The sequence below is a fragment of the Erythrobacter sp. genome (assembly GCA_019739335.1).
GTDB lineage: Bacteria > Pseudomonadota > Alphaproteobacteria > Sphingomonadales > Sphingomonadaceae > Alteraurantiacibacter.
Window position 1 is genome coordinate 811,011 of the sequence record CP073261.1, and the last position, 24,379, is coordinate 835,389.

Consider the following 24,379-nt stretch of genomic DNA (forward strand, 5'->3'; position numbering starts at 1 on the left):
CAATTATGGGACATCTATCGATCGTCGGAGGTCGGATCAGAACCCCGTGATCTTGAATACTCGTCAAGCAAGATAAGACAGCCCAAGCCTCTGTTGGCGAGCCACCAGCAGGGCATAGCCCGCAGCAAGCAAGGCTTCGCCATCCTGTGCAATCGAAATCAGTTCTGCCAGGCGGGTCATACCATAATCGCCAAGCCGGGCCGCGTGAGCTGCGCGTTTCCCTTCGAGCAGAGAGGCCAGTTGCGGCCCTGCTTCGAGCCGGTCGAGCAAGTTCCGCCACGCATCGGCAATCGCGCGCGAGGAGGCGCTCGGCTGGATGAATTGCAGGTTGCGCCCCGGATCGGGGCGCAGCCGTAGCAGCCAGCTACGCAGGTCGCGATCCTTGTTCCTTGCCCAGTGCTGCGGCGGCACTGTCAGGTCCGCCGGTTCGCCATCGCCGAGTAGCGACACCGGAGCCAGCTCCACAGACTCGCCCGCTAGAGTGGCCTTGGCCAGCACGGTCCCGCGCCAGCCCCTGCCGAGCGCCATCTGCAAGTTTTCAATGGCGGTGCTGCCGCGTACGTCGTGATCTAGCATGACTGCCAGCCAGCGGCCCTCGGCATCGCGCAGCGGCCAGATCAGGCGCTGTGCCAGTTCGTCGAAGCTGGGGCGGGCGGTGTCGGTGGGGTGGAGCAGTACCATCTGCGGCTGCCCGGTCGCCGCCAGCCCGAGCGCGAATCCTCCGGCGAGCGCGGCGCGCATGGCCTCCCAATCCGCGTGCCCATGCGCTGCGGATGGCAGCGCCGCCTTGTCGACCAGCCGCGCGCGGACATCTTGCCCCGCTGACAACCGCCCGTCAGCCGCAACTCCAGCGCCCGTCAGGGCAATCCTCGCGTGGGCCAATTCCGCTAGCGGCCCAGCCTGCCACACCGCCTGCTGGTAGAAAGCGTTTCGCGGATCGAACAGCGGCTCCTGCCCCGCGCCGCGTGCCAGCGAGATCGCGTGGAAGCGCCCGCTGCCTTCGTCGAGCAGATGCACCGTCACCCCTCGCGCTCCGCCTTTCGTGCGCCAGATCTCAGCGCCGCAGCCGACCAGTTCGACATCGCCCAGCGGCTGGTACTCGCGCCGCACCTGTCCGGCCAGGGTGGCGAAATGCGGGTCTGCCGGGTCGGCCTTTGCCACCGCGCGGCTCAGCGCATGGGCAGTCGCCATCAGTTCGAGCATCAGCCCGGCATCGAAGGAAAACGATCGCTGGCGCCGCAGCCGCATCTGCGCGGCAATGGAGCGCAGCAGGCTGGCGAGGCGCGGCAGGGCATCGGCGCGCGAGGAGACCGACAGCGCGAACAGGCTCTCCTCCAGCGGCAGCGGGGCAAGATTGAAACCGAGCGCTGCGCAATCCACCAGTGCCCGTTGGACGCGGGCGAGGAACTGCGGATCGGGGGCACTGGTGGTCGGAGCCGCTGCCTGCTCCTCCGCGTCGGCACTTTCCAGCGACAGGCCAAAATGCCGCCGCGCCGCCAGCAGGGCTGCGGCATGATAGGCCTTCTTCTGCGCCTTGCTCGCGCCCGAAACGATCTCCGCCATGCCCTGCCCACGAAGGATCAGCACCGGCTCATCCAGCTCGTCGAAGCGCACTGCCACAGATGTGCCACCGGGTTCCACCTCACCCGCCGTCTCCAGCAATTCCAGCGCCGCGCGCCAGCCGGGGCGGCCGGTGAACTTGCGCGCCTCTTCCAGCGGGATTGCGGCGATAATCTCTAGCGGGTCGGCGACAGAAGCGATTTCACCTTCCACTTCCTCGACGGCAGACTCCCGCAACAGCAGCACCGCGCCGAGCAGGTGGCGGCAAACCCCCGCCGCCGAACAGTCGCAACGCCCTTTCGCCGGGCCAGCCGCGCCAATCTCCACTGCCTGCCCGTCCACCGCCAGCCGCGCATTCCCGCCTTCGCTCGCCTCAAGCACGACCTTGCCATCGGCAAGATCGCGCTGCGCCCGCCGCAGCAGGCCGGGATTGGCGAGCGTTGCCAAAGCTTTATCGTCGAAGGCCTGCATCGCAGCAATGAGCGCCGGATCGATCATCCCATCGCCCGCCCTAGCCATTCGGCGAAGCGATCCGGCGTCAGCGCCGCCACTTCCATCCCCACCCCGGCCAGCCGTTGCGCCGTCGCCCGATCGTAGACTGCCGCCCCATCATCGCTCAGCGCGGCAAGGCCGAGCAGCTTGACGCGGGCGGAGTTCATGCGGCGGACGCCGGCCAGCAATTGCGCCACGGATCCGCCTTCCATGAAATCGCTGAGCAGCACGAACACGGTCCGCGTCGGCTGGGTTATCAGCCCTTCGCAATAGCTTACCGCGCCGCCGATGTCGGTCCCGCCGCCAAGTTGCACCGACATCAGCACCGCCACCGGATCGTGCGCCTCGCTCGACAGGTCCACCACCGAGGTGTCGAACACCACCAGACGGACGTCAACCGGCGGCAGACCGGTCAATATCGCCGCCATAACCGCTGCATAAATGGTTGAACCGAGCATCGAGCCCGACTGGTCGACGCACAGGATGATCGTCCACGGCAAGCGCCGCTCGCTGCGCCCGAAAAAGCGCAAGCGTTCGGCCACGATCCGCCCGTGTTCGGTATCGTAATGTTTGAGGTTCTCGCGGATCGTCCCGCGCCAGTCGAAATTGCGCATCGACTTGAGCTGGCTGCGGCGGAAGCGGTCGGTCTTGCCCGAAAGCGCCGCCATCACTTTCGGCTTCAGCCGTTGCATCGTCTCTTCGACGATCTTGCGGGCAATCTCGCGGATCTTGGCCTGCGCCGCTTCATCGGCAATCCCCTTGTAGGAGATCAGCGCCTTGAGCAGGTCCTGGTTGGGTTCGAGCTGGTCGAGCACCTGCGGATCGCGCAGCAGTTCGTTCATGCCGAGATTGTCGATGGCGTGGGCCTGAACAGTTTCCAGCACCGATTGTGGGAACAGCGCGCGCAGCTCGCCCAGCCAGCCGAGCGCGGTGAGCTGGCTGGGATCGAGCGAGCCGCCGCTGCCCTTGCCGCCGCCGCGCCGCATCCCGCGCTTTTCCATTTCACGGGCGTAGAGGTAATCGAGCGCGCGGTCGGCACGGCCATCGCCGCGAGTCATCGGGGTCTGGCCCATCTGCCTGTCGGCGTATCGGCCTAGTGCCAAACGCCAGCGGCGGGCGCGGGCGGGATCGGGAGGCGGTGCCCCGCTCATGCCACGCCCTCCGCAATCAGCAAGTCCGCCATCGCCCGGTCGAGCGCGAGATTGGCGAGCACCTCGCTTTCCGAAACCGCCGCCACCTGTTGCAGCGCCAGCCCGGAAATGCCCAGCCGCCCGGCGACCATTTCCGCTAGCCGGTCCACATCGCGCGGATCGAGCGGCATCAGCGCCAGCCGCAGGTGCGGCAGCAGGGCGACGAACGCGTCCTCGTCGGCATCGCCCACCACCGCGTCGAGCTCGGCCACGATTCCGGGCAGGGTCCACAGCAGTTCGGGCGCGACCGCGATGATCCCGCCGAGGAAGCCGAGCCGGTCCGCCGGATCGACATAGGCCCCGCCCAGTTCGCCGCGCAGCCGCTGCGCCAGCACAGCACTGTCCGCGCGCCCATCGAGCAGCGCGAAGGCGAGCACCGCCCCGGCGACGGGCGGCACCAGATCGGCAGTGCGCAGCCGCTCGAGCGCAGCGTCGAAATGCTCTGTATCGAACGGAATCTCCGCCGAGCGAGCCAGGTCGATAATCCCGCGTAGTGAGGCTAGCGCGCGCAAGGCAGCTTGCGCCTGATCGGCGGGCAGTTGGGCCAGTTCGGGCAGCAGCATGGCCACCCGCCGCCACACCGTTTCGCGCAGCGAATCGATCGGCGCGGTGTCGGCAATGCCCAGCACCTCGTCCCCGCGCCGCAGCAGCACGACCTCGTCCAGAGCGGCGACGACCGAGCGCAGTTCGGCGTCCTCGATCACTTCAGCCTCGACCAGTTGCAGCACCGCGCCCGCGCTGTCGCCCACCCCCGCGCGGCAGGCCGTAGCGAACAGGTCCAGCGCCGCTTCGGCGTTGCGGCCCAGCCCTTGCTCTGACAGCGCGGCGATCCGTTCGGCGATCACCGCCGCCACGGCTTCAGGCAGAGTGTCGGCCATGCCCGCCAGTTCGACCAACCGCGCCTCGACCATCGGCGACCAGCTCACCGACCAGACTTCGAACAGGCGATCAAGCGCGACATCGTTGCGGAAATCGGGCCCGCCGGTGCGATGGCCGAAGCCTGCTTCGAGCAGTGCCAGCGCATGGCAGAAGCGGCTCGCCTCGCGGTGCGCGGGCTTGCGGTAGAGATCGAGCTGGCGGCTGCGCACGTCGCCATCGTCCACGGCGAAGCGCAGGCGGCGCGCTTCGCTGCGCACCGCTTCCACCAGCGGGGGAGAGCCGGTGCCGGGGGGCACATCGCCGATGGCATTGCCGGTCAGCCAGAGGTGCAGTTCGGCGAGCAGCGGAGTGCCGCTGCGGGTGATTTCTTCCTTGATAAAGGTAGATCGCACCGCATCGATAATATCATCACGCAAGGGCAGGCTGCGCCCGCGCAGGGATGCGAGCCGCTGCGCCTGTTCGACCGCGGCTAGGATGATCGGGAACGGCGGGGCCTTGCCCTCCTTGCGCAGGTGCGCGGCGAAGCCGGAGATCAGCGCAGTGGTCCATTCCTCCGCGCTGGCTTGCTGGTCAGGCACGGCGTGCCAGTCCCACCAGTGCTGGTAGAACCCCGGCAGCGGCAGTCCTGCCGAATAGCCCGCAAGCGCATCCAGTTGGCGGTTGCCATACCGCACCAGATAGGCCGATGCTTCTTTCGCCGATGCCGCCATCGGCTTGCCCGCACCATCGGCAAACAGCGCCCCAGCATGGAACCCGCCGACAATCGCGACAATCGGCCCGTCCACCTCGGCCCGCGCCTGCGCCACCAGCGCGCGCATCTGCGCCTCGCGTTCCAGCGTGCCGTCGGCTTCCATCACCCTCGCCGCCGTCGCCGCGCGGATGCAGGCGCAATATTGCCCGACATCGGCAAAGAAGGCCCGCCAGTCGGCCTCGGCAATGCGGGTTTCGAACAGCTGGTCCCATACCTCGTTGCCGTCGCGGCAGCCGAGTTCACGCGCCAGCCCGCGCACGTAATCGCCGCTGTCAAACGCCGCTTCGTCCCCCATCAGGGTGCGCGAGACTTCGCCCTTGCCGTCGAACAGCATGGCGCGGGCGTGGCTCGGCAGGTCGATGAAGCGGGTGACAATGCCCCGTTCCGCGCCGTGCCGCAGCGCAATGAATTCGGGAGAATGGCTGGAGAAGGGGAAGTAGCTGGTCGCGCGCCGCCGCTTGCCCTCCTCTTCCTCCACCTGCCGCAGCGCCACCACCGCGACCGGCGCGCGGGTGCGCGAATCGCACAGTTGCGGGATCAGCGGATCGAAATCGCACGGCCCTTCGATCAGGATCGCCCCCGGCTGCACCTCGTCCAGCAGCCGCTTGAGCGCAGCCGCGCAAGCAGGGCTGTGATGCCGCACCGGCACCACGTAAAGATCGCGGGCCGGATCGTGGAGAGGGACCGGAGCCAGCATCGCTCAACCAAGCTTGAGCGCGCGCGCCGCCGTATAGAATTCCTTCCAGGTGGCCGACCGCGCCGCCCGCTCCCGCGCGATGTGTTCGACATAGGCGCGCAGCTTCTTGCCATCGTCGGGCGAGTCTTTCAGCACCACCCCCTGCAACTGCCGCGCGACATGCCCGCCGCCCAGCTTGCCATCGTCGAGATAGGCCGCTTCCAGCGCGGCGGCGTGGAGCACGTTGACCGCCTCCGCAGTGGACATCACGGCGTCGGGCCGATTGAGGCTGGCGCCTTCGTCGGTGCGGCCCTTGCGCAGGTCCTGGAAGGTGCGCACCAGCAGTTCCGCCACGTCCTCGGCCCCGCGCACCTGCACCGCTTCGGGCTGCAGCCGCTCGGCGAGTTGCTTGAGCACCAGTTCCTTTTCGAACTTGGGATCGTCGATCGGGTGAACGGTTTCGAAATTGAACCGGCGTTTGAGCGCGCTCGACATTTCATGCACCCCGCGGTCGCGCAGGTTGGCGGTGGCGATGATGTTGAAGCCGGGCTTGGCATTCTCGATCCGGTCCGCGCCCAGTTCGGGCAGCGCCAGCGACTTTTCGGAGAGGATAGAGATCAGCGCATCCTGCACTTCGGGCGGGCAGCGCGTAATCTCCTCGAACCGGACAATCCGCCCGCTGCGCATCGCGTTGAGTACGGGTGAGGGCACCAGCGCCCGTTCGCTCGGCCCTTCGGACAGCAGCAGCGCGTAGTTCCAGCCGTAGCGCAGGTGATCCTCGTTGGTCCCCGCGCTGCCCTGCACCACCAGCGCGCTGGTGCCGCTGATCGCTGCGCCGAGCAGTTCGGAGAGCATCGACTTGGCCGTGCCGGGTTCGCCCACCAGCATCAGCCCCTGACGGCTCATCAGGCTGACGATGGCGCGGTCCACCAGAGGATCGTCGCCGTAGAACTTGCGGCTCACTCCCGCCTTGCTGTCGCCAAGGATGAACCGCCGCACCGCGCGCGGCGACAGGTGCCAGCCGGCGGGCTTGGGCGAGTTATCGTCAGCCGCCAACCGCGCCATTTCATCGGCGTAGCGGACTTCCGCCGCCGCCCGCAGGTCCTGCCCGTTCTCGCTCACATCGCCGCTCACAGGCCGCCCTTCTTCTGCCATTCCTTGTCGAACCCGGTGCCCTTGTCGGCAATGTCGTAAAGGTCGCGCCAGCTTTCGGCGAGCAGGACTTCGGGCACCGTGCCCAGATCGACCGGATTGCCGCTGCGCCCGTTGGGCAACAATTTCCGGAAGCTGAGTGCGATCAGCGAGGCCGGAATGTTCTCTTCGGGCAGCGCAGATCCGGTGAATTCGATTTCCGCCACCAGCCCCGCATCGCGCAAGGTGCGGGTGTAGGTCATGAACCAGCCGCCATCCTCCGCCGGGCCGCGCTGGTAGCCCAGCTTGGTGGCGATCCCGCGCAGGCGAAAGGTCTCGATCATCCAGCCTTCGCGATCGGTAATCGCGCGCTGGTTGCGCATTGTTTCGGTAATCGCGGGTAGCGTGCGGCCAAGCTGGTCGAATAATGGGGTGACGGCGTAATCAGCCAGATGGGCTTGCCAGGCGACAATGGCTTCGGTGGTGAGCAGGGTGCTATGGGCCAGCTTCACGGTATCGAACCCGGCAGGATCGACATCGCCATCGCTGGCATCGGTAAAGGTGCCGTCCCCCAGCGGGCGGAAGCTCGCTTGCACCACGCCATCCGCATCCAGCCCCAGCCACACCAGCCGCGCCGCCAGTCGCCCGAGGATCGGGTGCCTGGCGACGTAGTTGAGCCAGTCCTCGCCCGACCATGTGCGCTCCATGCACATCGCCTCGCGCAGCCGTTCGGTCTGCGCGGTCACGACCTGCTTCACTTCCTTGCGGGCGTTGCTGAGCGCCTTCTTGGCGGCGTTGATCAGGGCGTTCTCGTCGTCGATCCGCGCGGCGGGGAGCGCCTTCACTTCCTTGCCCGAAGCGTTGAAGAGGGTGAGCTTGTCCTCCTCGTCCAGCCTGGCGGTGTACATGCGGTCCAGCCCGCAATCGAGTTCGAGCACTCCGTCCTCGTCGAGCCCGCCGGTGGGCACGGTGCGGTCTGCCAGTTCGCCCGGAGTCCAGCCGCGCTGTTCGGCCACGTCCTCGATCAGCTTGCGGGCGTGGGCCTGCACGCTCTTCTGCTTCAGGCGGTCGGCGGTGGAAAGCAGCACCTGCAAGGCCGCGGGCGTGCCGATGCTGGCGAGCACATCGAGCAAGGCACGCGCCTGCGAGGTGCGGGCGCCGTGGTCCTTCAGGAAAGAGCGAATACGCGGCGCGGCGTCGGCGCCGTTCACCCGGCTGGCGAGCGCGAGAATGCCTTTGGAATCGGTCGCGGTGCCGAGATAGACGCTCATTTTTGACCGTTTCAGCTGGGCAAACAGCGTGTCGTAATCCTGCGTGTAATACTGCGCGTGCTGCGGCCATTGCTTGGCCCAGGCCTTGTGCTGCGCCAATTGCGCATCAACATTGGCGAGCGCGTACCGGTTGCCCTCCTCCTCGGTCGGCATCCGGGTGTCCTCGGTGATCCAGCCGGTCAGGACCAGCCAGCCGAGTTTGTGCGCATCACCGGGAGCCAGCCGGTCGAGCCACAGATCGATCAGCGCATTGCCGCCGGGCTCCTTCAGCCGCGCGGCGAGCACCACCCAGTAGCGCGGCAGCATGGGATCGACCGGGTTGCCATCCGCCCAGGTCAGCGCGGGCAGGGCATCGAAGGGGAACCAGTCGAGCCCCTTGGGCGTGGCCTTCTTCAGCCCCGCCTCGGCCTCTTTCAGCATCGCCTGCTGATCGAAGAAATCGCTGGTATCGTCCCCCAGCCGTTCGAGCGCGGTGATCATCGCCGCGCGGGCCTTGTCGCTCTTTTCTGCTTTCAACCGCTTGCGGATGGCGGGAATGTGCGACTTCGCTCCGCGCGCGACCAGCCACTGCGCGGCATTGGCGCGGACGGTCTGGTTGCCGTCTTCCAGTTGCAGGGCGATCGAATCCTCAATTCCTGCCGCGCCCCTGAGCAGATCGCGCGCCTTCTCGCGGGTCTGCCACGAGGTTTCGTTGGCGAGGATCATCAGCCGCGAACGATAGCGTTCAGGCACCTTGGGGAACAGTTCGAGCACTTTCAGTCCACGATAGGCGTTGAATTGGCGGTGACCGCTCTGCGGAACCAGTCCCAGCGCCTCGTCAAGTTGCGGAAGATGTTCGAGGAAGATGGGCCAGCTATCCTGATCCCACCCCCAATGATCGCCGTGATAATGAGGGGCGCCGTAGAAGTCAGCGAAGAAGTCTTTCCCACCATTCTCCCGCCACAAATCATAGATTACCCGCAAGTCCGCTCCGCGAGTCACGCGGCGCTGAATGCCCCCGGCCACCGAGCCTGACCAACTGGTTAGCAAATGGCCGAACAAGTGAGCATGCATCCCCATCGCCATCCGCACCAGATGCCGCAGGTCGACCGAGGGATGATCGAAGAAGCGATCAATATTAGCGTGACGGACCCAATAGCCGAGCAGCCAATGGAAATTGTTCTGGTTGCTGAAGCCGACAATGTGATCCTTCTCGGCAAGGCTGCGCAGCTTGTCGATTGCGGCGGAAGTGAGCGGCTTGAAGCTGCGCGTCCAGTGGTTCTTGAAGTCCTTGTAGCGCGCCTGGTCCTCCAGCATCTTCGTATTGTAGGCCTCGATCACCGGAGGCAGCAACGCAAGGGCTTCGGGATCGATCTTCCCCGGCGGCGGCAGGTCGCCGCGCGGCGGGGCGGCGACCCATTCGCCGTCGAGCGCGATAAAGCCCGACTTGCCGTCCTGTTGCCCCGGACTGCGCGCTGCGGCCTGCGGAGCCGACGCCGCCACCGCTCCCGCCACCCGGTCCATCGCCGCCAGCACGGAGCCGCTCTTTTCGCTCTCCCGCAGTCGCGCGATCAGCGGTGCTGCGCGATCGCCCAAGGAACCCGCCATCGCTTCCACCAGCAGCGCCCTACGAGCGGGTGGATCGACGGCAAAGCGCGTTTCCAGCGCCGCTTCGAGTTCAGCGGGTTCGGCCCCGGTCAACGCCTGATTTGCCGCCTTGCGCGGTCCCTTGGCGCTACCCGTCGCCATGTCGAGCAGCAGCGGGAAATAGAGGCCGTGCAGCCCCATCTGCCCGATCGTCCCCGCCAGCTTGGCGCGCGGCTCCGCCCCCGCCTTGCGTGCAGCTGCCGTGACTTCCGCCGGATAGTCGTGCAGCCAGTCCTTCACCCCGGCGAAGCGATCGATGCTGGTGGTGGACTGGTAACTGGCGGCATCGCGCGAAAACAGCACGTCGATCACCACCTCGTCACCCACGCCGCCCTCGCGCGCGAGATCGCGCAAGGTTTGCAGCGGCTGCCCCTTGCGATCGTTCGACAGCCACAGGGACACCACGTGCCGCAGCCATGTGGGCGAGGCCTTGGTGCCGAAATGGCCGTAATCCCAGGTAATCGGATCAAGCAGGGCAAGCACTTCGCCCAGCCGCTGCATCCGGTCCACACGCCATTGCGACAGGTCGCGGAACAGGCCTAGCTCGTCACGCTGTGGATAGGTGCGGCTGCGGTTCTGCCAATTGCGCTGGGTTGCTTGCACCGAGATATCGGACAGCACCGAACTGCTGCTGCCGTCGGCCACATAGCTGGCAATCCGCCCAGCCGTCGCCGCACCGAGGGCCTTGGCAAAAAGCGGTGCAACGGGGGGTAGCGCACTCGTCCCGCCGCCTAAAACCTGCCCCAGACGGCTGAAAAACGATCCTACCATGCCCCGACCCTCCGCTGTCCTGAAATCAAGCGGCAAAAGGTAAAGATCAAGTGGAATTGCGCCCCACGCAGCTTCCCCAGTAACAGTTGCAACAATGGCAATTGACCGCGTCACGCGATTGCCCCAAAGCCTCCCCGTCTGGTGGAAGCGCAAGCGACCGGCAGCCGCGCGGGAGAGCTTTCCCGGCCAAGTGCAGGCATGGAAAGCACCGAAGGAGCAACCGCCCCGGAAACTCTCAGGTACAAGGGACCGCGCGACTGGAACGGACACTCTGGAAAGCGCGGGCGCGCGATGCGCCTGCCACCGAAGGAGTAAGGCGCGCTGGTCCAACGGCGCGCCGGAATCTCTCAGGTTTCCCGACAGAGGGGGCATGGTGAAGGTACCCGAATTCCGGGTGCTGCCGTGCCGTGTCGGACCCTTGATGAGCGAACCTGCAAACGATTCCGAAGCCGAAGATCTCCCGCTGGAGAAGCTGCCGCTCGACGCCTGGCATCGCCAGCATGGCGCGCGCATGGTGCCCTTCGCGGGCTATGAAATGCCGATCCAGTATGCCAAAGAATCTGGGGGTGGCATTGTCGCCGAGCATGAATGGACGCGAAGCTCCGCCAGCCTGTTCGATGTCAGCCACATGGGGCAACTCATGTTCACTGCCGACGAGCCGCAAGCCTGCGCCATCGCCCTCGAAGCGATCCTTCCCGCTGCGCTGAGCACGTTGCGACCCAACCACGCACGCTATTCACTTCTTCTGACCGAGGATGGCGGCATTCTCGACGATCTGATCGTCACCCGCCTGCCAGACGAACAGGAAGGCGGAGCGGATTTCTACATGGTGGTCAACGGAGCGATGAAGTGGGACGACATTGCCCATCTGCGCGAACATCTGCCCGATGAAATCACCATGACCCATCTGGATGAGTGGGCCTTGCTGGCGCTCCAGGGGCCAGAAGCTGCTTCGGCACTGGAGCAATTGATCCCCGGTGTTGCGGAACTGGGTTTCATGACAGCAGGTGCGTTCGACTGGCCGCAGGGCAATACCGCGCTGTGGATCAGCCGCACCGGCTATACCGGCGAGGACGGGTTCGAGATTTCGATTGAGGCCGAACGCGCATCGGCCTTTTGCGATGCGCTGCTGGCGGATGAACGGGTCAAGCCCGCCGGGCTGGGCGCCCGCGATTCGCTGCGGCTGGAGGCGGGGCTGCCGCTCTATGGGCATGACCTGACCACCGAGACCGATCCTGTCAGCGCCGATCTCGCCTTCGCGCTAAGCAAGCCGCGCCGCGAGGGCGGCGGCTACCCCGGTCATGGCCGATTGAGCAAGCTGCTTACCGATGGTGCGCCTACCCGCCGCGTCGGCCTTGCGCTCGAAGGCCGCCAGCCTGCGCGCGAGGGGGCCGAGGTGTTCGCGGGCGATCAGAAAGTCGGCACCGTCACCAGCGGCGGCTTTTCGCCCACGCTCGGCCATCCGATCGCGATGGCCTATGTCGACAGTGCAGTCGCGGGCGACGGCACCGCGCTCGAAATCGAAGTGCGTGGGCGCCGCCTGCCCGCGCGCGTTACTCCCCTCCCCTTCGTCCCCCACTGTTACATCCGCAAAGGAGCCTGACCCGATGCCACGCTATTTCACTGAAGACCACGAATGGATCGACGTCGATGGCGATACCGCCACCATCGGCATCACCGACTATGCGCAGGGCCAGTTGGGCGACGTGGTCTTCGTCGAAGTCCCGCAGCCGGGCGCGGAACTGGCCAAGGGCGCGGAAGCTGCCGTGGTCGAAAGCGTGAAGGCGGCGAGCGAAGTCTATGCCCCCATCGGCGGCACGGTGACCGAAGGCAATGCGGCGCTGGAAGCCGATCCCGAACTGGTCAATTCCTCGCCCGAAGATGCCGGATGGTTCTTCAAGCTGGCGATTGCCGATGCTGGCGAGCTTGATGGGCTGATGGATGCGGGCGCTTACAAGGCGTTTTGCGAGGCGCTGTAGGCATTCCCCTCCCGCTGGCGGGAGGGGTCAGGGGTGGGCCTGTCCACCTGCAGCGAAACGTAACCGTGCCCACCCCCAGCCCCTCCCGCCAGCGGGAGGGGAGCAAGGAAAACGATGCGCTACCTCCCCCTTACTGACACCGACCGCACCGCGATGCTTGCCGCCGTGGGCGCACCGACCATCGATGCGCTGTTCGCAGATGTCCCTGCCGAACATTACCTCACCGGCCCGGTCGAAGGCCTTCCGCTGCACGCCAGCGAGATGGCGGTGGAGCGGCACATGCGGGCGCTGTCCAAACAGAACCTCGCGGCGGCCGATGCGCCGTTCTTCATCGGCGCGGGGGCCTATCGCCACCACATTCCCGCCACGGTCGATCACCTGATCCAGCGCGGCGAATTCCTCACCGCCTACACGCCCTACCAGCCGGAAATTGCGCAGGGCACCCTGCAGATGCTGTTCGAATTCCAGTCGCAGGTGGCGCGGCTCTATGGCTGCGCGATTGCCAATGCCTCGATGTACGATGGCTCGACCGCCTGCTGGGAAGCGATCGTGATGGCCGCGCGGCAGACCCGGCGGGACCGGGTGCTGATCGACGGCGGCGTGCATCCGCATTACGTTTCGGTCGCGCAGACGATGGCCCATTTCACCCCCGGCCATGTCGACTACACCCTGCCGAAGCTGGAAGCCGACGCGGGTGAGGACGCGCTGATCGCGCGGATCGACGGAGCAACCTCCTGCGTGGTGGTGCAGTACCCGGACATCATGGGCCGCATCCCCGATCTGGCGCGGATTGCCGAAGCGACGCACGCTGCGGGCGCGCTGCTGATCGTGGTGAATACCGAGCCGGTGGCGCTCGGCGCGCTGGAGGCTCCGGGCCATCTGGGGGCGGACATCGTGGTCGGCGAAGGGCAAGCGATCGGCGTCGGGCTGCAATTCGGCGGGCCGTACCTCGGCCTGTTCGCGATCCGCGATCCCAAGCTGGTGCGGCAGATGCCGGGGCGACTGTGCGGGGAAACCGTCGATGCCGACGGCAAGCGCGGCTTCGTGCTGACGCTCTCGACCCGCGAACAGCATATCCGCCGCGAAAAGGCGACGAGCAACATCTGCACCAATTCCGGCCTCTGCGCGCTGGCCTTCTCGATCCACATGACCCTGCTGGGCGAGAAGGGGCTGACCGCACTGGCGGCGGAGAACCACCGGCTCGCCTGCCTCGCCGCCGAGCGACTGGGCGCGGTGAAGGGATGCAGCGTGGTCAACGAAGCCTTCTTCAACGAATTCACCCTGCGCGTTCCGGTCGATGCACGGCAACTAGTGCGCGATCTGGCGGCCAAGGGCGTGCTGGCGGGCGTGGGCCTCGGCAAGCTGTTCCCCGATGGCGAGGGGCGCGAGAACGGCCTGCTCGTGACCGTCACCGAAACTGTCAGCGAAGCGGATATCCAGGCCTTCGTTTCTGCGCTTGAGGAGGTGCTGCCATGAACAAGCCCGTCAACCCGAGCGGGTGGAAGCCCGGCGCTCCTATGGCTTCGGACGGCGCGCAGGACTATCCCACCGTCACCGGCAACAAGGCGCTGATGCTCGAAGAGCCGCTGATCTTCGAGATCGGCGGCAAAGATACATGCGGCGTCGACTTCACTCCTCCCCTCCCGCTTGCGGGAGGGGCCGGGGGTGGGCCTGAAATCGAGACGGTGGTCAGTCCCACCCCTGACCCCTCCCGCCAGCGGGAGGGGAAATTGGGCAAGTTTGCCCGCACCCAGCCGCTCGGCCTGCCCGGGCTGTCAGAGCCGGAAACGGTGCGCCACTACACCCGCCTCAGCCGGCAGAACTACGGGATCGATCTCGGCTTCTTCCCGCTCGGTTCCTGCACGATGAAGCACAATCCGCGCCTGAATGAAAAGGTTGCGCGGATGCCCGGCTTTGCCGATGTCCATCCGTTGCAGCCGGTGGATACGGTGCAGGGCGCGCTGAAGGTGATCGACGAGCTGGCGCACTGGCTCATTACCCTCACCGGGATGAGCGCGGTGGCGATGAGCCCGAAGGCAGGCGCGCATGGCGAATTGTGCGGAATCCTCTGCATTCGCGCGGCGCTCGAAGCGCGCGGCGATGCGCGTGAAGTGGTGCTGGTGCCCGAAAGCGCCCACGGAACCAATCCCGCCACCGCGGCCTTCGCCGGATACAAGGTCGAGAACATTCCCGCCGACGCGCAAGGCCGGGTCGATCTGGCGGCGCTCAAGGCGCGGCTGGGGCCGGACGTTGCAGGCGTGATGATCACCAATCCCAACACCTGCGGACTGTTCGAACGCGACATGAAGGCGATTTCGGACGCGGTCCACGCGGCGGGCGGGCTGGTCTATTGCGACGGGGCGAATTTCAACGCAATCATGGGCCGGGTGCGCCCCGGCGACCTTGGCATCGACGCGATGCACATCAACCTGCACAAGACCTTCTCCACCCCGCACGGCGGCGGCGGGCCGGGTTCAGGGCCGGTGGTGCTCTCCGAAGCGCTTGTGCCCTTCGCCCCGCTACCTTTCGTGATGCGCAATGCCGATGGCTCGCTGCGGATGGTCGAGGAAGAGAACGCGGGCGAAGATGCCGCGCAGAGCTTCGGGCGGATGACCGCGTTCCATGGGCAGATGGGCATGTTCACCCGCGCGCTGACCTATATCCTCAGCCACGGCGCGGATGGCTTGCGGCAGGCATCGGGCGATGCGGTGCTCAACGCCAATTACGTGCTGCGCCAATTGGAAGACGTGCTCCACGCGCCGTTCGGGGCCACCGGGCCGTGCATGCACGAAGCACTGTTCGGGGACGAGGGTTTTGCCGATGGCCTGACCACGCTCGATCTCGCCAAGGGGCTGATCGACGAGGGCTTCCACCCGATGACGATGTATTTCCCGTTGGTGGTCCACGGAGCGATGCTGATCGAGCCGACCGAGACCGAGAGCAAGGCCGCGCTCGACCATTTCATCATGGCGATGCGCTCGCTGGCGGAGCGGGCGAAGGCGGGCGACCAGACCCTCAAGACCGCCCCCCATCACGCCCCGCGCGCCCGGCTGGACGAAGCACACGCCGCGCGGCATCCCCGGCTGGCATGGAGCGAGGTGGTGAGCTAGCGTTCGGCTATCGTTCAGATGTGCAATTGCATAGATGAACGGAATTGATGTTCGACAGGGGGACTCGATGAAGAAGGCCGGATTTTTCACTGCTGTTGCACTGGGGGCGATGGTTATGCTGGCGCCCGTTGCAGCGCAGGATCTTGCCGTCGGGCCATCGGGCCTTGCCGATACCGACGCGAGCAAGCAGCGCAAGCCGCGCGATGGTGGTGGTGCGATCGTGCTGGGCGACGGCGTGGACGGCTCGCTCTCGCGCGGCACCAACACCTACGTCATGCAGGGTCGCGCGGGGCAAAGGGTGCGAATTTCGCTCTCCTCGCCTCGCTTTGATACTGTGTTGCGGATTTCCGGACCTAACGGCTTTTCCGCCGAGAACGACGATGCTCCCGGCGGGGCAACGCTCGACTCGATGCTCGAAGCCGTGCTTCCGGCGGACGGCTCCTACGAACTGGTGGTATCAGCCTTCAACGGCCAGGGGAGTGGCGAGTACCGCCTCGCCACGATGGATCCGGCCAATCCGGCCCCCGGCGGTGCCCGCCCGATTGCTTTCGGCGAAGCGGCAACGGGGATGCTCACCCCCAGCGACCCCACCTCCTTCACCGGACAATATGTCGACTACTACGCGTTTGCAGGGCGAGCCGGACAGCGAGTGACCTTCGATCTCGGTTCGGAGGACATCGACACACTGCTCACCGTCTACCTGCCCGACGGACGGCAGGAAATGAACGACGATCGCAACGGCACGGCCAATACCGACAGCCTGCTCTCGATCACCCTGCCGACCGACGGCACCTATCACGTTGCCGCCAGCAGCTTCTCCCCCGGAGAAGCAGGCCGTTACGGGCTGACGGTGCGAGAGGCCGAGGCAGGCGTGCGCACCGTGAGACCATCCACGGGCAATTCGCGCGTCTTCGCCCTGACCGTGGGCGTCGCCGACTACGAACGGATCAGCCCGCTCGACCGCACCGACGAGGATGCCGAGCGCGTTTCCGCCGCACTGCGCAGTGCAGGCGTGCTCGCCCCCGAAAGCGTGACCTTGCTCAATTCCCGCGCCACCCGCGCCAATTTCCAGGCCGCGCTGACCGACCTGACCAATGCGATGGGCGAGGAAGACTTGCTACTGATCTTCTATTCGGGCCACGGCGAGAAGGTGGAGAACATGACCACCGAGCACGATGGCAGTGCCGAAACGATGGAACTGTTCGACGCGCCGCTCTACGATTACGAACTGGCGGCGATGATGGAGAACATCGATGCCCGCACGCTGCTGGTGATCGACGCCTGCTTTGCCGGCGGGTTCGACAACGTGATCGACCAGCGCGTGGACCGGATGGGCATTTTCAGCTCGGACGAGGATACGCTCAGCCTGGTCGCCACGCGGGAGAAAGCGGGCGGCCATATCAGCCACATCTTCCGGCAAGCGATCGAAGGCGGGGCAGACCTCGATGGCGACCGCGAAGTGACCGCGGGCGAGCTTTCCGAATTCATGCGCCGCCAGTTCTACCGCGCCGTGCTGGAAGCGCCGCTGGCCACCGATGCCGAGGATTTCCGCGACATGCAGGTGCCCGGCTGGCAGCACATCGTGATCGATCGCGGCGGCGACGGGATGCCGCACCAGCAAGTCCTGATGAATCTGGCCCAGCCAAGCGGGGGCACGCTGGCCCGCGCAAACTGAGAGGTTTGCGCCAAGGAGAAGGGCGGGCGGTCTGCATGATCACCCGCCCTTTTTTTCATGGTTCTGTTTGTCGATCAGGCCGGGCGGCGGGCAAAAATCCCGAACCCGGCAATAATCGCGTAACAGACAATCGGGATCACCATCGCCACTGCCAGGTTACCACCGGTAGCATCGGCTACCATTCCATAAAGCAGCGGCACGATGGCACCCCCACAGATCGCAACATTGATGATCCCCGAACCGTCTGCCGCGCGCGGCCCCAGCTTTTCGCAGGCTAACGAGAAGATGGTGGGGAACATGATCGAATTCATCAGGCCCACCGCAAGCAGAGAGTAGGCTGCCACCGACCCGCCGGTATTGGTGGAGACAAGGATCAGCAGGATCGCCCCCGCTGCATTGAAGGCAAGGATCTTGCCTGGGCTGAACACCCGCAGCACCGCCGAACCGATAAATCGACCGATCATCGCGCCGCCCCAATAGAGGCCTATCATCCAGCCGATCACGCTTTCGGGCTGGCCGAGCACACGTTCTTCCGCAAGGTAGTTGATGATAATCGAACCGATAGAGACTTCCGCCCCGACATAGAGGAAGATGCACAGCGCACCGTAACCGAACCGGCCACGCTTAAGCAGGTCGAGACCTGCGAGGCCTTCCGAGGCTTCGTGCTTTTCGCCTCTCAGCCGGTCACGGAACATCCACACGACCGCAGCAACGATCCCGATCATTGCCGCAAGACCGAGATATCCCTGCCAGATCGCTTCGCTTTCGGCCTGCTGATAGGCCTGCAACTCGGCACCGGACAACTGGTCTGCGCTTATCGTTGCCAGGCTTCCCAGGATCAGCGCGGCCCCTACGAGCGGGAAGATCGTCGTCCCCAGCGAATTGAACGCCTGCGCAAAGGTCAGGCGGCTATGTGCGGTTTTGGGCGGACCAAGCAGACTTATCAGCGGGTTCGCCACCACCTGGACGATCACTACGCCGCTGGCGAGGATGAACAGCGCGAACAGGAAGATGCCATAGGTTGCTGTCTGGCTGGCCGGGATGAACAACAGGCAGCCCGCCATCATGGTGACCAATCCCGCCACCGCACCGCGCATATAGCCGATCTTCTTCACCAGCTTCGCGCCCGGAATCCCGACAATGGCATAGGCGGCGAAGAAGCAGAATTGCACCAGCATGGCCTCGGTATAACTGAGCGTGAAGAGCTCTTTCAGCTTCGGAATGATGACATCGTTCAGCGAGGTAATCCCGCCAAAGATAAAGAACAGCCCGAAGACGAAATACTGCAGGCCCGGCGCATCTACCGGCGGTGAATCGTCGGTTACGGGGCTAGGGTCGGTGCTGCTCGAAACTCCGGGCGCAAGGGCCATGTCATTCTCCCTGAAAGCGGGCCTCCTCTGGGAGCGGCTCCGCAAATTTCTATCAGTCGATAACCATCAAAACGAACAGGCAGTGCCCTGCGGCAATTCCTCACGGCGGATTTCGGCGATACGGAACCGCACCTCGCCCTGTGTAGCGAAGGTGATCGATTGGCCAAGCCCCGGCGCGCAGGCTTCGGTGATAACCATTTCGCGGAAGCCCTTTTCGAAGGCGTGGGCGAAATGCGGCGTCAGGTCGATCGTGCTGGCCGAGCCGACCCGCAGGCTCACCGGAGCGGTGGGGCGGGTGACGACTTCGTAGGTAATCCGCCACGCGCCGCCGCTGTCCATGTTTTGCGCAATGCCAAGGCTGGACCCGGAGCGCATGGTGATCTCGCGCGAATCTTCCTGCGCATTGCGATCAAACCCACGCGCCGAAACGCCAGCCTCGCTGCCGATCAGGTTGGGCAGCGCGCCCTCACCCGCATTGGCGAGCACGCCCAAGGCCAGTCGGCCCGAGCCGAACACTTCGGAGCCGTCGAACGCGGCCAATGCAGCGCATTCCTCGCTCAGTGCGGGAAGCGCCGAATGATCGTCCAGCGAGCGGCCATAGCCAAAGCGGAACAGTGCCCCGTCCGGCCCGTTCAGCGGTGCGCCGTTGCAATCCGAAGGCCACGAGAAGGAAAGCCGTCCGGTCGCTGGCACCCTGCCGGTCAGCACATCAGCCACGCCGCCGCCTTCGCTGCCCGGCAGCCACGAAGCGACAAAGGCATTGGCCAGGTTCAGCTCGCGGTTCATCCACATGGGGCGGCCCGAGAGGAACACCGCAACGGTGGGAATGCCCTGCGCTTCTAACTGGCGGAGCAGTTCAAGGCCCTCCTCGTCGCGCAGCACCAGATCGCGCTGGTCTCCGGCGAACTCGGCATAGGGTGCCTCCCCGAACACCACCACCGCGACATCGGGGCGCGCGGTGAAGCTGCCGTCTGCGGACAGGAAAGCTCGCCCGCCGTTTGCGGAAACCGCTTCGCGCAGGCCTTCCCAGATCGATTGCGCGTTGGGGAACAGCTCGCGATCCAGCTCGCGCCCGCCCTGCCAGGTCAGTGTCCAGCCGCCCGCAGCCTGACCGACATTGTCCGCCGCGCTGCCTGCCACCAGCACAGTGGCTCCGGCGGCGAGCGGCAGGACGCCGTCATTGCTCAGCACCACTTGCGAACGGGCGACGGCTTCGCGCGCCACGGCGCGGTGTTCGGGCGAACCGAGCAGTGCGAACTGGCCGCCGACGCCACGATCCGAAGGGCGCTCGGCATCGGCATCGAGCAGGCCCGCGCGGTACTTCACCCGCAGCACCCGTGTCACCGCCTCGTCCACCCGCGCCATCGGAATCGTCCCGTCGTTCACCTGCGCGATCAGCGTTTCCATCAGGGCGCGCCAGTCATCGGGCACCATGTAGATATCGAGCCCGGCGAGCAGCGATTGCGGGCAATCGGTCACGGTGCAGCCGCGCACCTGCCCGTGGCCGTTCCAGTCGCCGACCACCAGCCCGTCAAACCCCATCTGCCCGCGCAGCACGCCGGTCAGCAGCTCGCCGTTGCCGTGCATCTTTTCGCCATTGATCGAATTGAAGCTGGCCATCACCGCTTCCACCCCCGCGCCGATCGCGGCGGGATAGGGGCGACCGTGCAGTGCCAGCAGCGCATCGATATCGCCGGTGACTTCACCCTGGTCGACCCCGCCATCGGTGCCGCCGTCGCCGAAGAAGTGCTTGGCCGTGGCGATCACGCGCCCATCGCCGAGGAAGTCGGCGTCGCCCGGCCTGCCCTGCAAGCCCTCGACCAGCGCTGCGCCCAGGCGGGCGACCAGATCGGGATCTTCCGAGTAGCTTTCGTAGGTGCGGCCCCAGCGGTCATCCTGCGCCACGGCCACGGTGGGGGAGAAATTCCAGTCGATCCCGGTCACTTCGATTTCGCGCGCGGTGGCATGGCCGATGCGTCGGACCAGATCGGCGTCGCCCGCTGCGCCCAGTGCGATATTGTGCGGGAAGATCGTTGCGCCGACGACATTGGTGTGGCCGTGAACTGCGTCGGTCCCCCACATCGTCGGGATTACCGGTTCACCATTGGGAAGCGGCTGCACCGAAGCATCGTACATCTCGTCGGCATAGCGCAGCCATTCGGCGGCCGAGGCGTACTCATCGCCGTAGGGGCCACCGTTGCCCCCGTTGAGATAGCTGCCGAAGCGGTACCGTTCCATGTCTTCGGGCGTGAAGGAATTGATCTGCGGCTGGATCAGCTGGGCGATCTTGCGTTCGAGCGACATGCGGCTGACGAGGTCTGCCAACACGGCATCCTCGCCCTGCGGCATGGCCGACGAGACGGAAGTGGAATTGTCTGTTGCCGGAACCGTAGCACATCCGGCCAACGCCAGGCCCATGCCCGCCGCAGCCACCAGTGCCCTGAGAGAAACACCCGCTTTCATCACATTCTCACCCTTGGATTCGCGCGTTCTTGGGAACGTTCACAAGAAGCGTTCTACACGCCAAGTCCATCAAGGCAAGAACCTATTTCAGTTTGGCAGGCGTGCGGTGAACAGCAGTAGGCAGGCTATACCCGCCAATGCAGCGAGCAGGACGAACAGGCCGGAAAAGCCGAACACCGGCACTAGCGCCAGCGTCAGCCCCGGCATGATCAGCGAAGGCACGGTGTTGGTGAGATTGAACAACCCCATGTCCCGCCCCCGGTTCTGCGGGCGCGGTAGCACGCGCAGGGTCTGCGCCGTGTGCAGCGCAAGGAACACGCCTGCCGCCAGCCCGAACACGGCATATCCTGCCAACGCAAAGGACAGGCCCGGTGCCAACGCCATTGCCAGCAGCGCGGCGGCGCATATTGCCGCCGCGATGCCCAGCGGAAGTATCGGGCGGTCCGCGCGGTCAGCCCAACGCCCCACCAGCAGTGTCACCGGCACGGCCAGCAGCAGCACTCCACCGAACACCTGTGCCGCATCACTGTCGTCGATTTCGGCGGATATAGAACGCAGCCACAGGTAGAGGTAGGCAAACAGCGCCGCCTCCGCGATCTGCACCAGCAGCCGCGCCAGCCACATGCGCGCGACAATGCTCTTCGGACGCTCCGCCGGCGGCAACGCGGGGCGGTGCTCCGGCATCATCAGTTCGGGAAAGCTCACGGGCTTGCCGAACAACAGCAGCGGCAGGACGCAAGCGATCACAAACCCTGCCACCAACAGCATCCGCGTATCCGCCTGCGCCATGCCCGGGACCGTCACCAGCGTGCCCGACAGTGCGCCCATCGCCGGAGCCAGCGCCAGCAATCCGCCGAGCACGCCCTTCTGCCGGTCTGGCACCACGTCCCCCGCCCAGGCCGACAACGGCCCAAGCATCATGTTGAGGGCCAATTGCCAGGCTACCAGCAGGCCGACCAACAAGGGCAGGTTGTCGGCGCGGGTCAGCGTGATCAGCAGTCCCGAGCTCAGCAGCATCCCGCCGAAAATCCATCCCCGCCGATGCCCGGTGATATCGGACAGCCAGCCGAACAGGACATTGCCAAGGCTCGCAGCTATTGCCCCTGCGAATGCGCAATAGGCAAGCCAGGTGACGCTTTCGCCGCCTGCCATGGCTTCCACCCGCACCGGCAGCAGGATGGTCAGGAAGGGCACATAGGCAATCGCCCCACCCGCCATCGCCAACGCATAAAGCAGAAGGAAGCGCGTGGATTGTCGTCTGCGGGGCGCTCCAGCCGTCACCTGTTATCCATCATCGCGGGGCGGCCACCGATTCACGCTCGATCAGGCTGCCTTCGATCACCACCGGCATCGGCGGCAGTTCCTCGCCCCGATTGGCGGCGATGAGCAATTCCACAGCGCGGCCCACCGTCTCGGCAATCGGCTGGTCTATGGCCGTCAACGGGGGCTGGACGAAGCGGACGACCGGCGAATTGTCGAAACTGATCAGCGACAGGTCCCCCGGAACCCGCATTCCCAGCGCGTGCGCGGCGGAGTTGGTAGCCATCGCCATCTGGTCGTTGCTGGCGATGATCGCTGTGGGGCGGTTCTTGGCGGTGAGCAGCTTGCGCGCAGCCGTCTCGCCGCTGGCGTAGGAAAAATCGCCCCGTTCGCACAGATCGGTGGCGAGGCCTGCCTCTTCCATCGCCGCCAGCCAGCCAGCCTTACGCCGCTCGCTCACTGCATATTCGCGCGGACCGGCGATCAGGCCGATGCGGGTGTGGCCCTTTTCGATCAGGTGGCGTGTCGCCAGCCTGGCCATCCGGCTGTCCCCCATCGTGATGGCGATATTGCCGCCGTTGGCGCGCGAGCCAATGCGGGCATAAGGTATCTTCTGCTTCGCCAGCAGTCCGGTGATCAGCGGATTGTCCGAATGCGGCGGGGTCAGGATCACGCCGTCGGGTTGCAGTGCAGCGATCGCTGCCTTGAGCTCACGCTGGATGTTGTCGTCATGCGTATCGACGAGTTCAAAAATCAGGCGGTATCCGTATTCGGCGCATTTCAGCATTCCGCCCATGAGCATCTGGTCGACCCAGTCGTTGCCTTCACGCGCTTTCCACGCCTCGATCGTGCGTTCGCGATCGTTGAGCGCTAGGATCAGGTAGCTGCGCGATCCGCTCATCCGCTGCGCGGCGATGGAAGGCACATAGCCCAGCTTGTCGATCGAGGCCTGGACCCGCTCCTTCATCTCGGGGCGGACATTGGCTTCGTTGTTGATGACGCGGCTGACGGTTTGCAGCGAGACGCCCGCGTCTGCTGCCACGTGCTTGATCGTTACCGATTGCCGCCTGCGCGCCACGTCAATTAGCTCCCGTACATCCGCGTCCGGTAGCGGGGTCGGCATCGCATTGCCAGACACGCACCCAATCGATTTCCATTCGCTTGGGGAAACCCTCGGTGGAAACCCCGCCGAGCGAGGTGCTCTCGGGCCAATTGCCACCCACGGCGAGATTGAGGATCAGGTGGAACGGCCGATCGAAGGGTGCCTGCGGATCGCTGCTCGCCGCGGTAAACCATTCGCTTGCCTGCATGGTGCCGAACGGTTCGCCATCGATAAACCAGGTGAAGCGGCCCTGTTCCCACACTACGCCGTAGGTATGGAATTCGCCGTCGAGCACGCCGGGGAAGGAAATCTCCCGGTTGCGGAAGACATTGCCCGGTGGGCGATCGCCGAAATGCAGCGTGCCAAGAATCGAATTTTCGCCGCCCGCCTCGCAGGTGGGGCACACAACGCCGAGATTGACCGCTTCCATGATGTCGATCTCGCCCGAGAGCGGCCAGCCACCGTAGCGCTCTTCCTCGGGCATCATCCAGAAGGCGGGCCAAACGCCCTGCCCTTGGGGAAGTCGCGCGCGCATTTCGAAACGGCCGTAGGTCCAGCTGGCGTTGCCGCGGGTGGTCAGCTTGCCGGAGGTGAAAGGTTTGGTTGCCTGTGCATCGGGATCTGCCTGTGTGGCCGCCCATTGCGCGGGCCAGGCTGCGCCGGTGAATTCCTCCTCGCGGGCGACCAGCGCCAGCACGCCGTTCTCCACCACGATATTGTCAGGGCGGGCCGTATAGCACTGCCGCTCGTTGTTGCCGCCGCCCCAGCAGTCCTCGATCAGATTCCAGCGGGCGGTATTGACGGAGGAGCCTTCGAATTCGTCTGACCACACCAGATCCCAGTTTCCGCTGGTCGCTGTAGGTGACGGTGTCGGCGATGGGGGAGGCGACACAACGAGGGGCGGAGCCATTCGCTCTTCCCCGCCACAACCTGACAGTAAGGCGAGCGTGGCAAGCAGCCCTGCGCCTGCCGCGCTGCGTATCCGGTCGATCATAAGTCCCTCTCCTCTCCAGCCTTAGGCGCTGCCTACCGGTCCTTGCCAGTCGGAATAATGGGCCCCGGCGCGGGAGGTG

15 protein-coding genes and 1 riboswitch are annotated in these 24,379 nt (G+C 65.6%); of the genes, 5 read left to right on the plus strand and 10 right to left on the minus strand.

The window, feature by feature from the left end; all coding sequences use genetic code 11:
• Positions 1-63: 63 nt before the first annotated feature.
• The 5 genes from JY451_03955 to JY451_03975 are packed head-to-tail and all read right to left on the minus strand — an operon-like array spanning position 64 to position 10,347.
• Positions 64-2,079: a hypothetical protein gene (locus JY451_03955; protein QZH75756.1), complete on the minus strand. Its 2,016-nt coding sequence runs from the start codon at positions 2,077-2,079 to the stop codon at positions 64-66.
• Positions 2,055-3,203 carry a VWA domain-containing protein gene (locus tag JY451_03960; protein ID QZH75757.1) on the minus strand — a complete coding sequence of 383 codons (1,149 nt, stop codon included), beginning with the start codon at positions 3,201-3,203 and terminating at the stop codon, positions 2,055-2,057. The genes JY451_03955 and JY451_03960 overlap by 25 nt, the downstream gene beginning before the upstream one ends.
• Positions 3,200-5,569, minus strand: a complete 2,370-nt coding sequence (locus tag JY451_03965) for a hypothetical protein (GenBank protein ID QZH75758.1) — start codon at positions 5,567-5,569, stop codon at positions 3,200-3,202. The genes JY451_03960 and JY451_03965 overlap by 4 nt, the downstream gene beginning before the upstream one ends.
• 3 nt (positions 5,570-5,572) lie before the next feature.
• Positions 5,573-6,703: an AAA family ATPase gene (locus JY451_03970; protein ID QZH75759.1), complete on the minus strand. Its 1,131-nt coding sequence runs from the start codon at positions 6,701-6,703 to the stop codon at positions 5,573-5,575.
• Positions 6,679-10,347, minus strand: coding sequence for a DUF4132 domain-containing protein (locus JY451_03975; protein ID QZH75760.1), 3,669 nt, complete (start codon positions 10,345-10,347; stop codon positions 6,679-6,681). The genes JY451_03970 and JY451_03975 overlap by 25 nt, the downstream gene beginning before the upstream one ends.
• Positions 10,348-10,506: 159 nt before the next feature.
• Positions 10,507-10,609: riboswitch (glycine riboswitch) on the plus strand.
• A gap of 159 nt (positions 10,610-10,768) precedes the next feature.
• Between JY451_03975 and gcvT the strand changes: the two genes are divergently transcribed.
• The 5 genes from gcvT (at position 10,769) to JY451_04000 (ending at position 17,111) form a co-directional block, all read left to right on the plus strand.
• Positions 10,769-11,950 (plus strand): glycine cleavage system aminomethyltransferase GcvT, encoded by a 1,182-nt coding sequence (gene gcvT / locus JY451_03980; protein ID QZH75761.1) that lies wholly within the window; start codon positions 10,769-10,771, stop codon positions 11,948-11,950.
• 4 nt (positions 11,951-11,954) lie between these two features.
• The gene (gcvH, locus tag JY451_03985; protein ID QZH75762.1) at positions 11,955-12,326 is read left to right on the plus strand and encodes a glycine cleavage system protein GcvH; all 372 of its coding nucleotides are present in this window, start codon (positions 11,955-11,957) and stop codon (positions 12,324-12,326) included.
• A 114-nt stretch (positions 12,327-12,440) separates the two neighbouring features.
• Entirely contained in the window at positions 12,441-13,802 is a 1,362-nt protein-coding gene (gene gcvPA, locus JY451_03990) for an aminomethyl-transferring glycine dehydrogenase subunit GcvPA (GenBank protein ID QZH75763.1), read from the plus strand.
• Positions 13,799-15,436: an aminomethyl-transferring glycine dehydrogenase subunit GcvPB gene (gene gcvPB, locus JY451_03995; protein ID QZH75764.1), complete on the plus strand. Its 1,638-nt coding sequence runs from the start codon at positions 13,799-13,801 to the stop codon at positions 15,434-15,436. Before gcvPA ends, gcvPB begins: the two co-directional genes overlap by 4 nt.
• Positions 15,437-15,503: 67 nt before the next feature.
• Positions 15,504-17,111 carry a pre-peptidase C-terminal domain-containing protein gene (locus tag JY451_04000; protein ID QZH75765.1) on the plus strand — a complete coding sequence of 536 codons (1,608 nt, stop codon included), beginning with the start codon at positions 15,504-15,506 and terminating at the stop codon, positions 17,109-17,111.
• A gap of 74 nt (positions 17,112-17,185) precedes the next feature.
• Here the strand turns inward: JY451_04000 and JY451_04005 are convergent, their stop codons facing one another.
• The 5 genes from JY451_04005 to JY451_04025 all read right to left on the minus strand — a co-directional run bounded on the left by JY451_04005 (position 17,186) and on the right by JY451_04025 (position 24,216).
• A complete protein-coding gene (locus JY451_04005; GenBank protein ID QZH75766.1) occupies positions 17,186-18,481 on the minus strand; it encodes a sugar MFS transporter in 1,296 nt (431 codons plus the stop codon).
• A 66-nt stretch (positions 18,482-18,547) separates the two neighbouring features.
• Positions 18,548-20,899: a glycoside hydrolase family 3 C-terminal domain-containing protein gene (locus JY451_04010; protein QZH76546.1), complete on the minus strand. Its 2,352-nt coding sequence runs from the start codon at positions 20,897-20,899 to the stop codon at positions 18,548-18,550.
• Between the two features lie 132 nt (positions 20,900-21,031).
• Positions 21,032-22,162, minus strand: a complete 1,131-nt coding sequence (locus JY451_04015) for an MFS transporter (GenBank protein ID QZH76547.1) — start codon at positions 22,160-22,162, stop codon at positions 21,032-21,034.
• A gap of 73 nt (positions 22,163-22,235) precedes the next feature.
• The gene (locus JY451_04020) at positions 22,236-23,327 is read right to left on the minus strand and encodes a LacI family DNA-binding transcriptional regulator (GenBank protein QZH76548.1); all 1,092 of its coding nucleotides are present in this window, start codon (positions 23,325-23,327) and stop codon (positions 22,236-22,238) included.
• Complete coding sequence (locus JY451_04025; protein ID QZH76549.1) at positions 23,284-24,216, minus strand: glycoside hydrolase family 16 protein; 933 nt, start codon at positions 24,214-24,216, stop codon at positions 23,284-23,286. Before JY451_04025 ends, JY451_04020 begins: the two co-directional genes overlap by 44 nt.
• Between the last annotated feature and the right edge of the window lie 163 nt (positions 24,217-24,379).

Bases quoted from the DNA above. Each gene is read 5' to 3' on its own strand.
- JY451_03955 (QZH75756.1), bottom strand. From the start codon at position 2,079: ATGGCTAGGGCGGGCGATGGGATGATCGATCCGGCGCTCATTGCTGCG.
- JY451_03960 (QZH75757.1), bottom strand. From the start codon at position 3,203: ATGAGCGGGGCACCGCCTCCCGATCCCGCCCGCGCCCGCCGCTGGCGT.
- JY451_03965 (QZH75758.1), bottom strand. From the start codon at position 5,569: ATGCTGGCTCCGGTCCCTCTCCACGATCCGGCCCGCGATCTTTACGTG.
- JY451_03970 (QZH75759.1), bottom strand. From the start codon at position 6,703: ATGGCAGAAGAAGGGCGGCCTGTGAGCGGCGATGTGAGCGAGAACGGG.
- JY451_03975 (QZH75760.1), bottom strand. From the start codon at position 10,347: ATGGTAGGATCGTTTTTCAGCCGTCTGGGGCAGGTTTTAGGCGGCGGG.
- gcvT (QZH75761.1), top strand. From the start codon at position 10,769: ATGAGCGAACCTGCAAACGATTCCGAAGCCGAAGATCTCCCGCTGGAG.
- gcvH (QZH75762.1), top strand. From the start codon at position 11,955: ATGCCACGCTATTTCACTGAAGACCACGAATGGATCGACGTCGATGGC.
- gcvPA (QZH75763.1), top strand. From the start codon at position 12,441: ATGCGCTACCTCCCCCTTACTGACACCGACCGCACCGCGATGCTTGCC.
- gcvPB (QZH75764.1), top strand. From the start codon at position 13,799: ATGAACAAGCCCGTCAACCCGAGCGGGTGGAAGCCCGGCGCTCCTATG.
- JY451_04000 (QZH75765.1), top strand. From the start codon at position 15,504: ATGAAGAAGGCCGGATTTTTCACTGCTGTTGCACTGGGGGCGATGGTT.
- JY451_04005 (QZH75766.1), bottom strand. From the start codon at position 18,481: ATGGCCCTTGCGCCCGGAGTTTCGAGCAGCACCGACCCTAGCCCCGTA.
- JY451_04010 (QZH76546.1), bottom strand. From the start codon at position 20,899: ATGGGCCTGGCGTTGGCCGGATGTGCTACGGTTCCGGCAACAGACAAT.
- JY451_04015 (QZH76547.1), bottom strand. From the start codon at position 22,162: ATGGCGGGTGGGGCGATTGCCTATGTGCCCTTCCTGACCATCCTGCTG.
- JY451_04020 (QZH76548.1), bottom strand. From the start codon at position 23,327: ATGCCGACCCCGCTACCGGACGCGGATGTACGGGAGCTAATTGACGTG.
- JY451_04025 (QZH76549.1), bottom strand. From the start codon at position 24,216: ATGGCTCCGCCCCTCGTTGTGTCGCCTCCCCCATCGCCGACACCGTCA.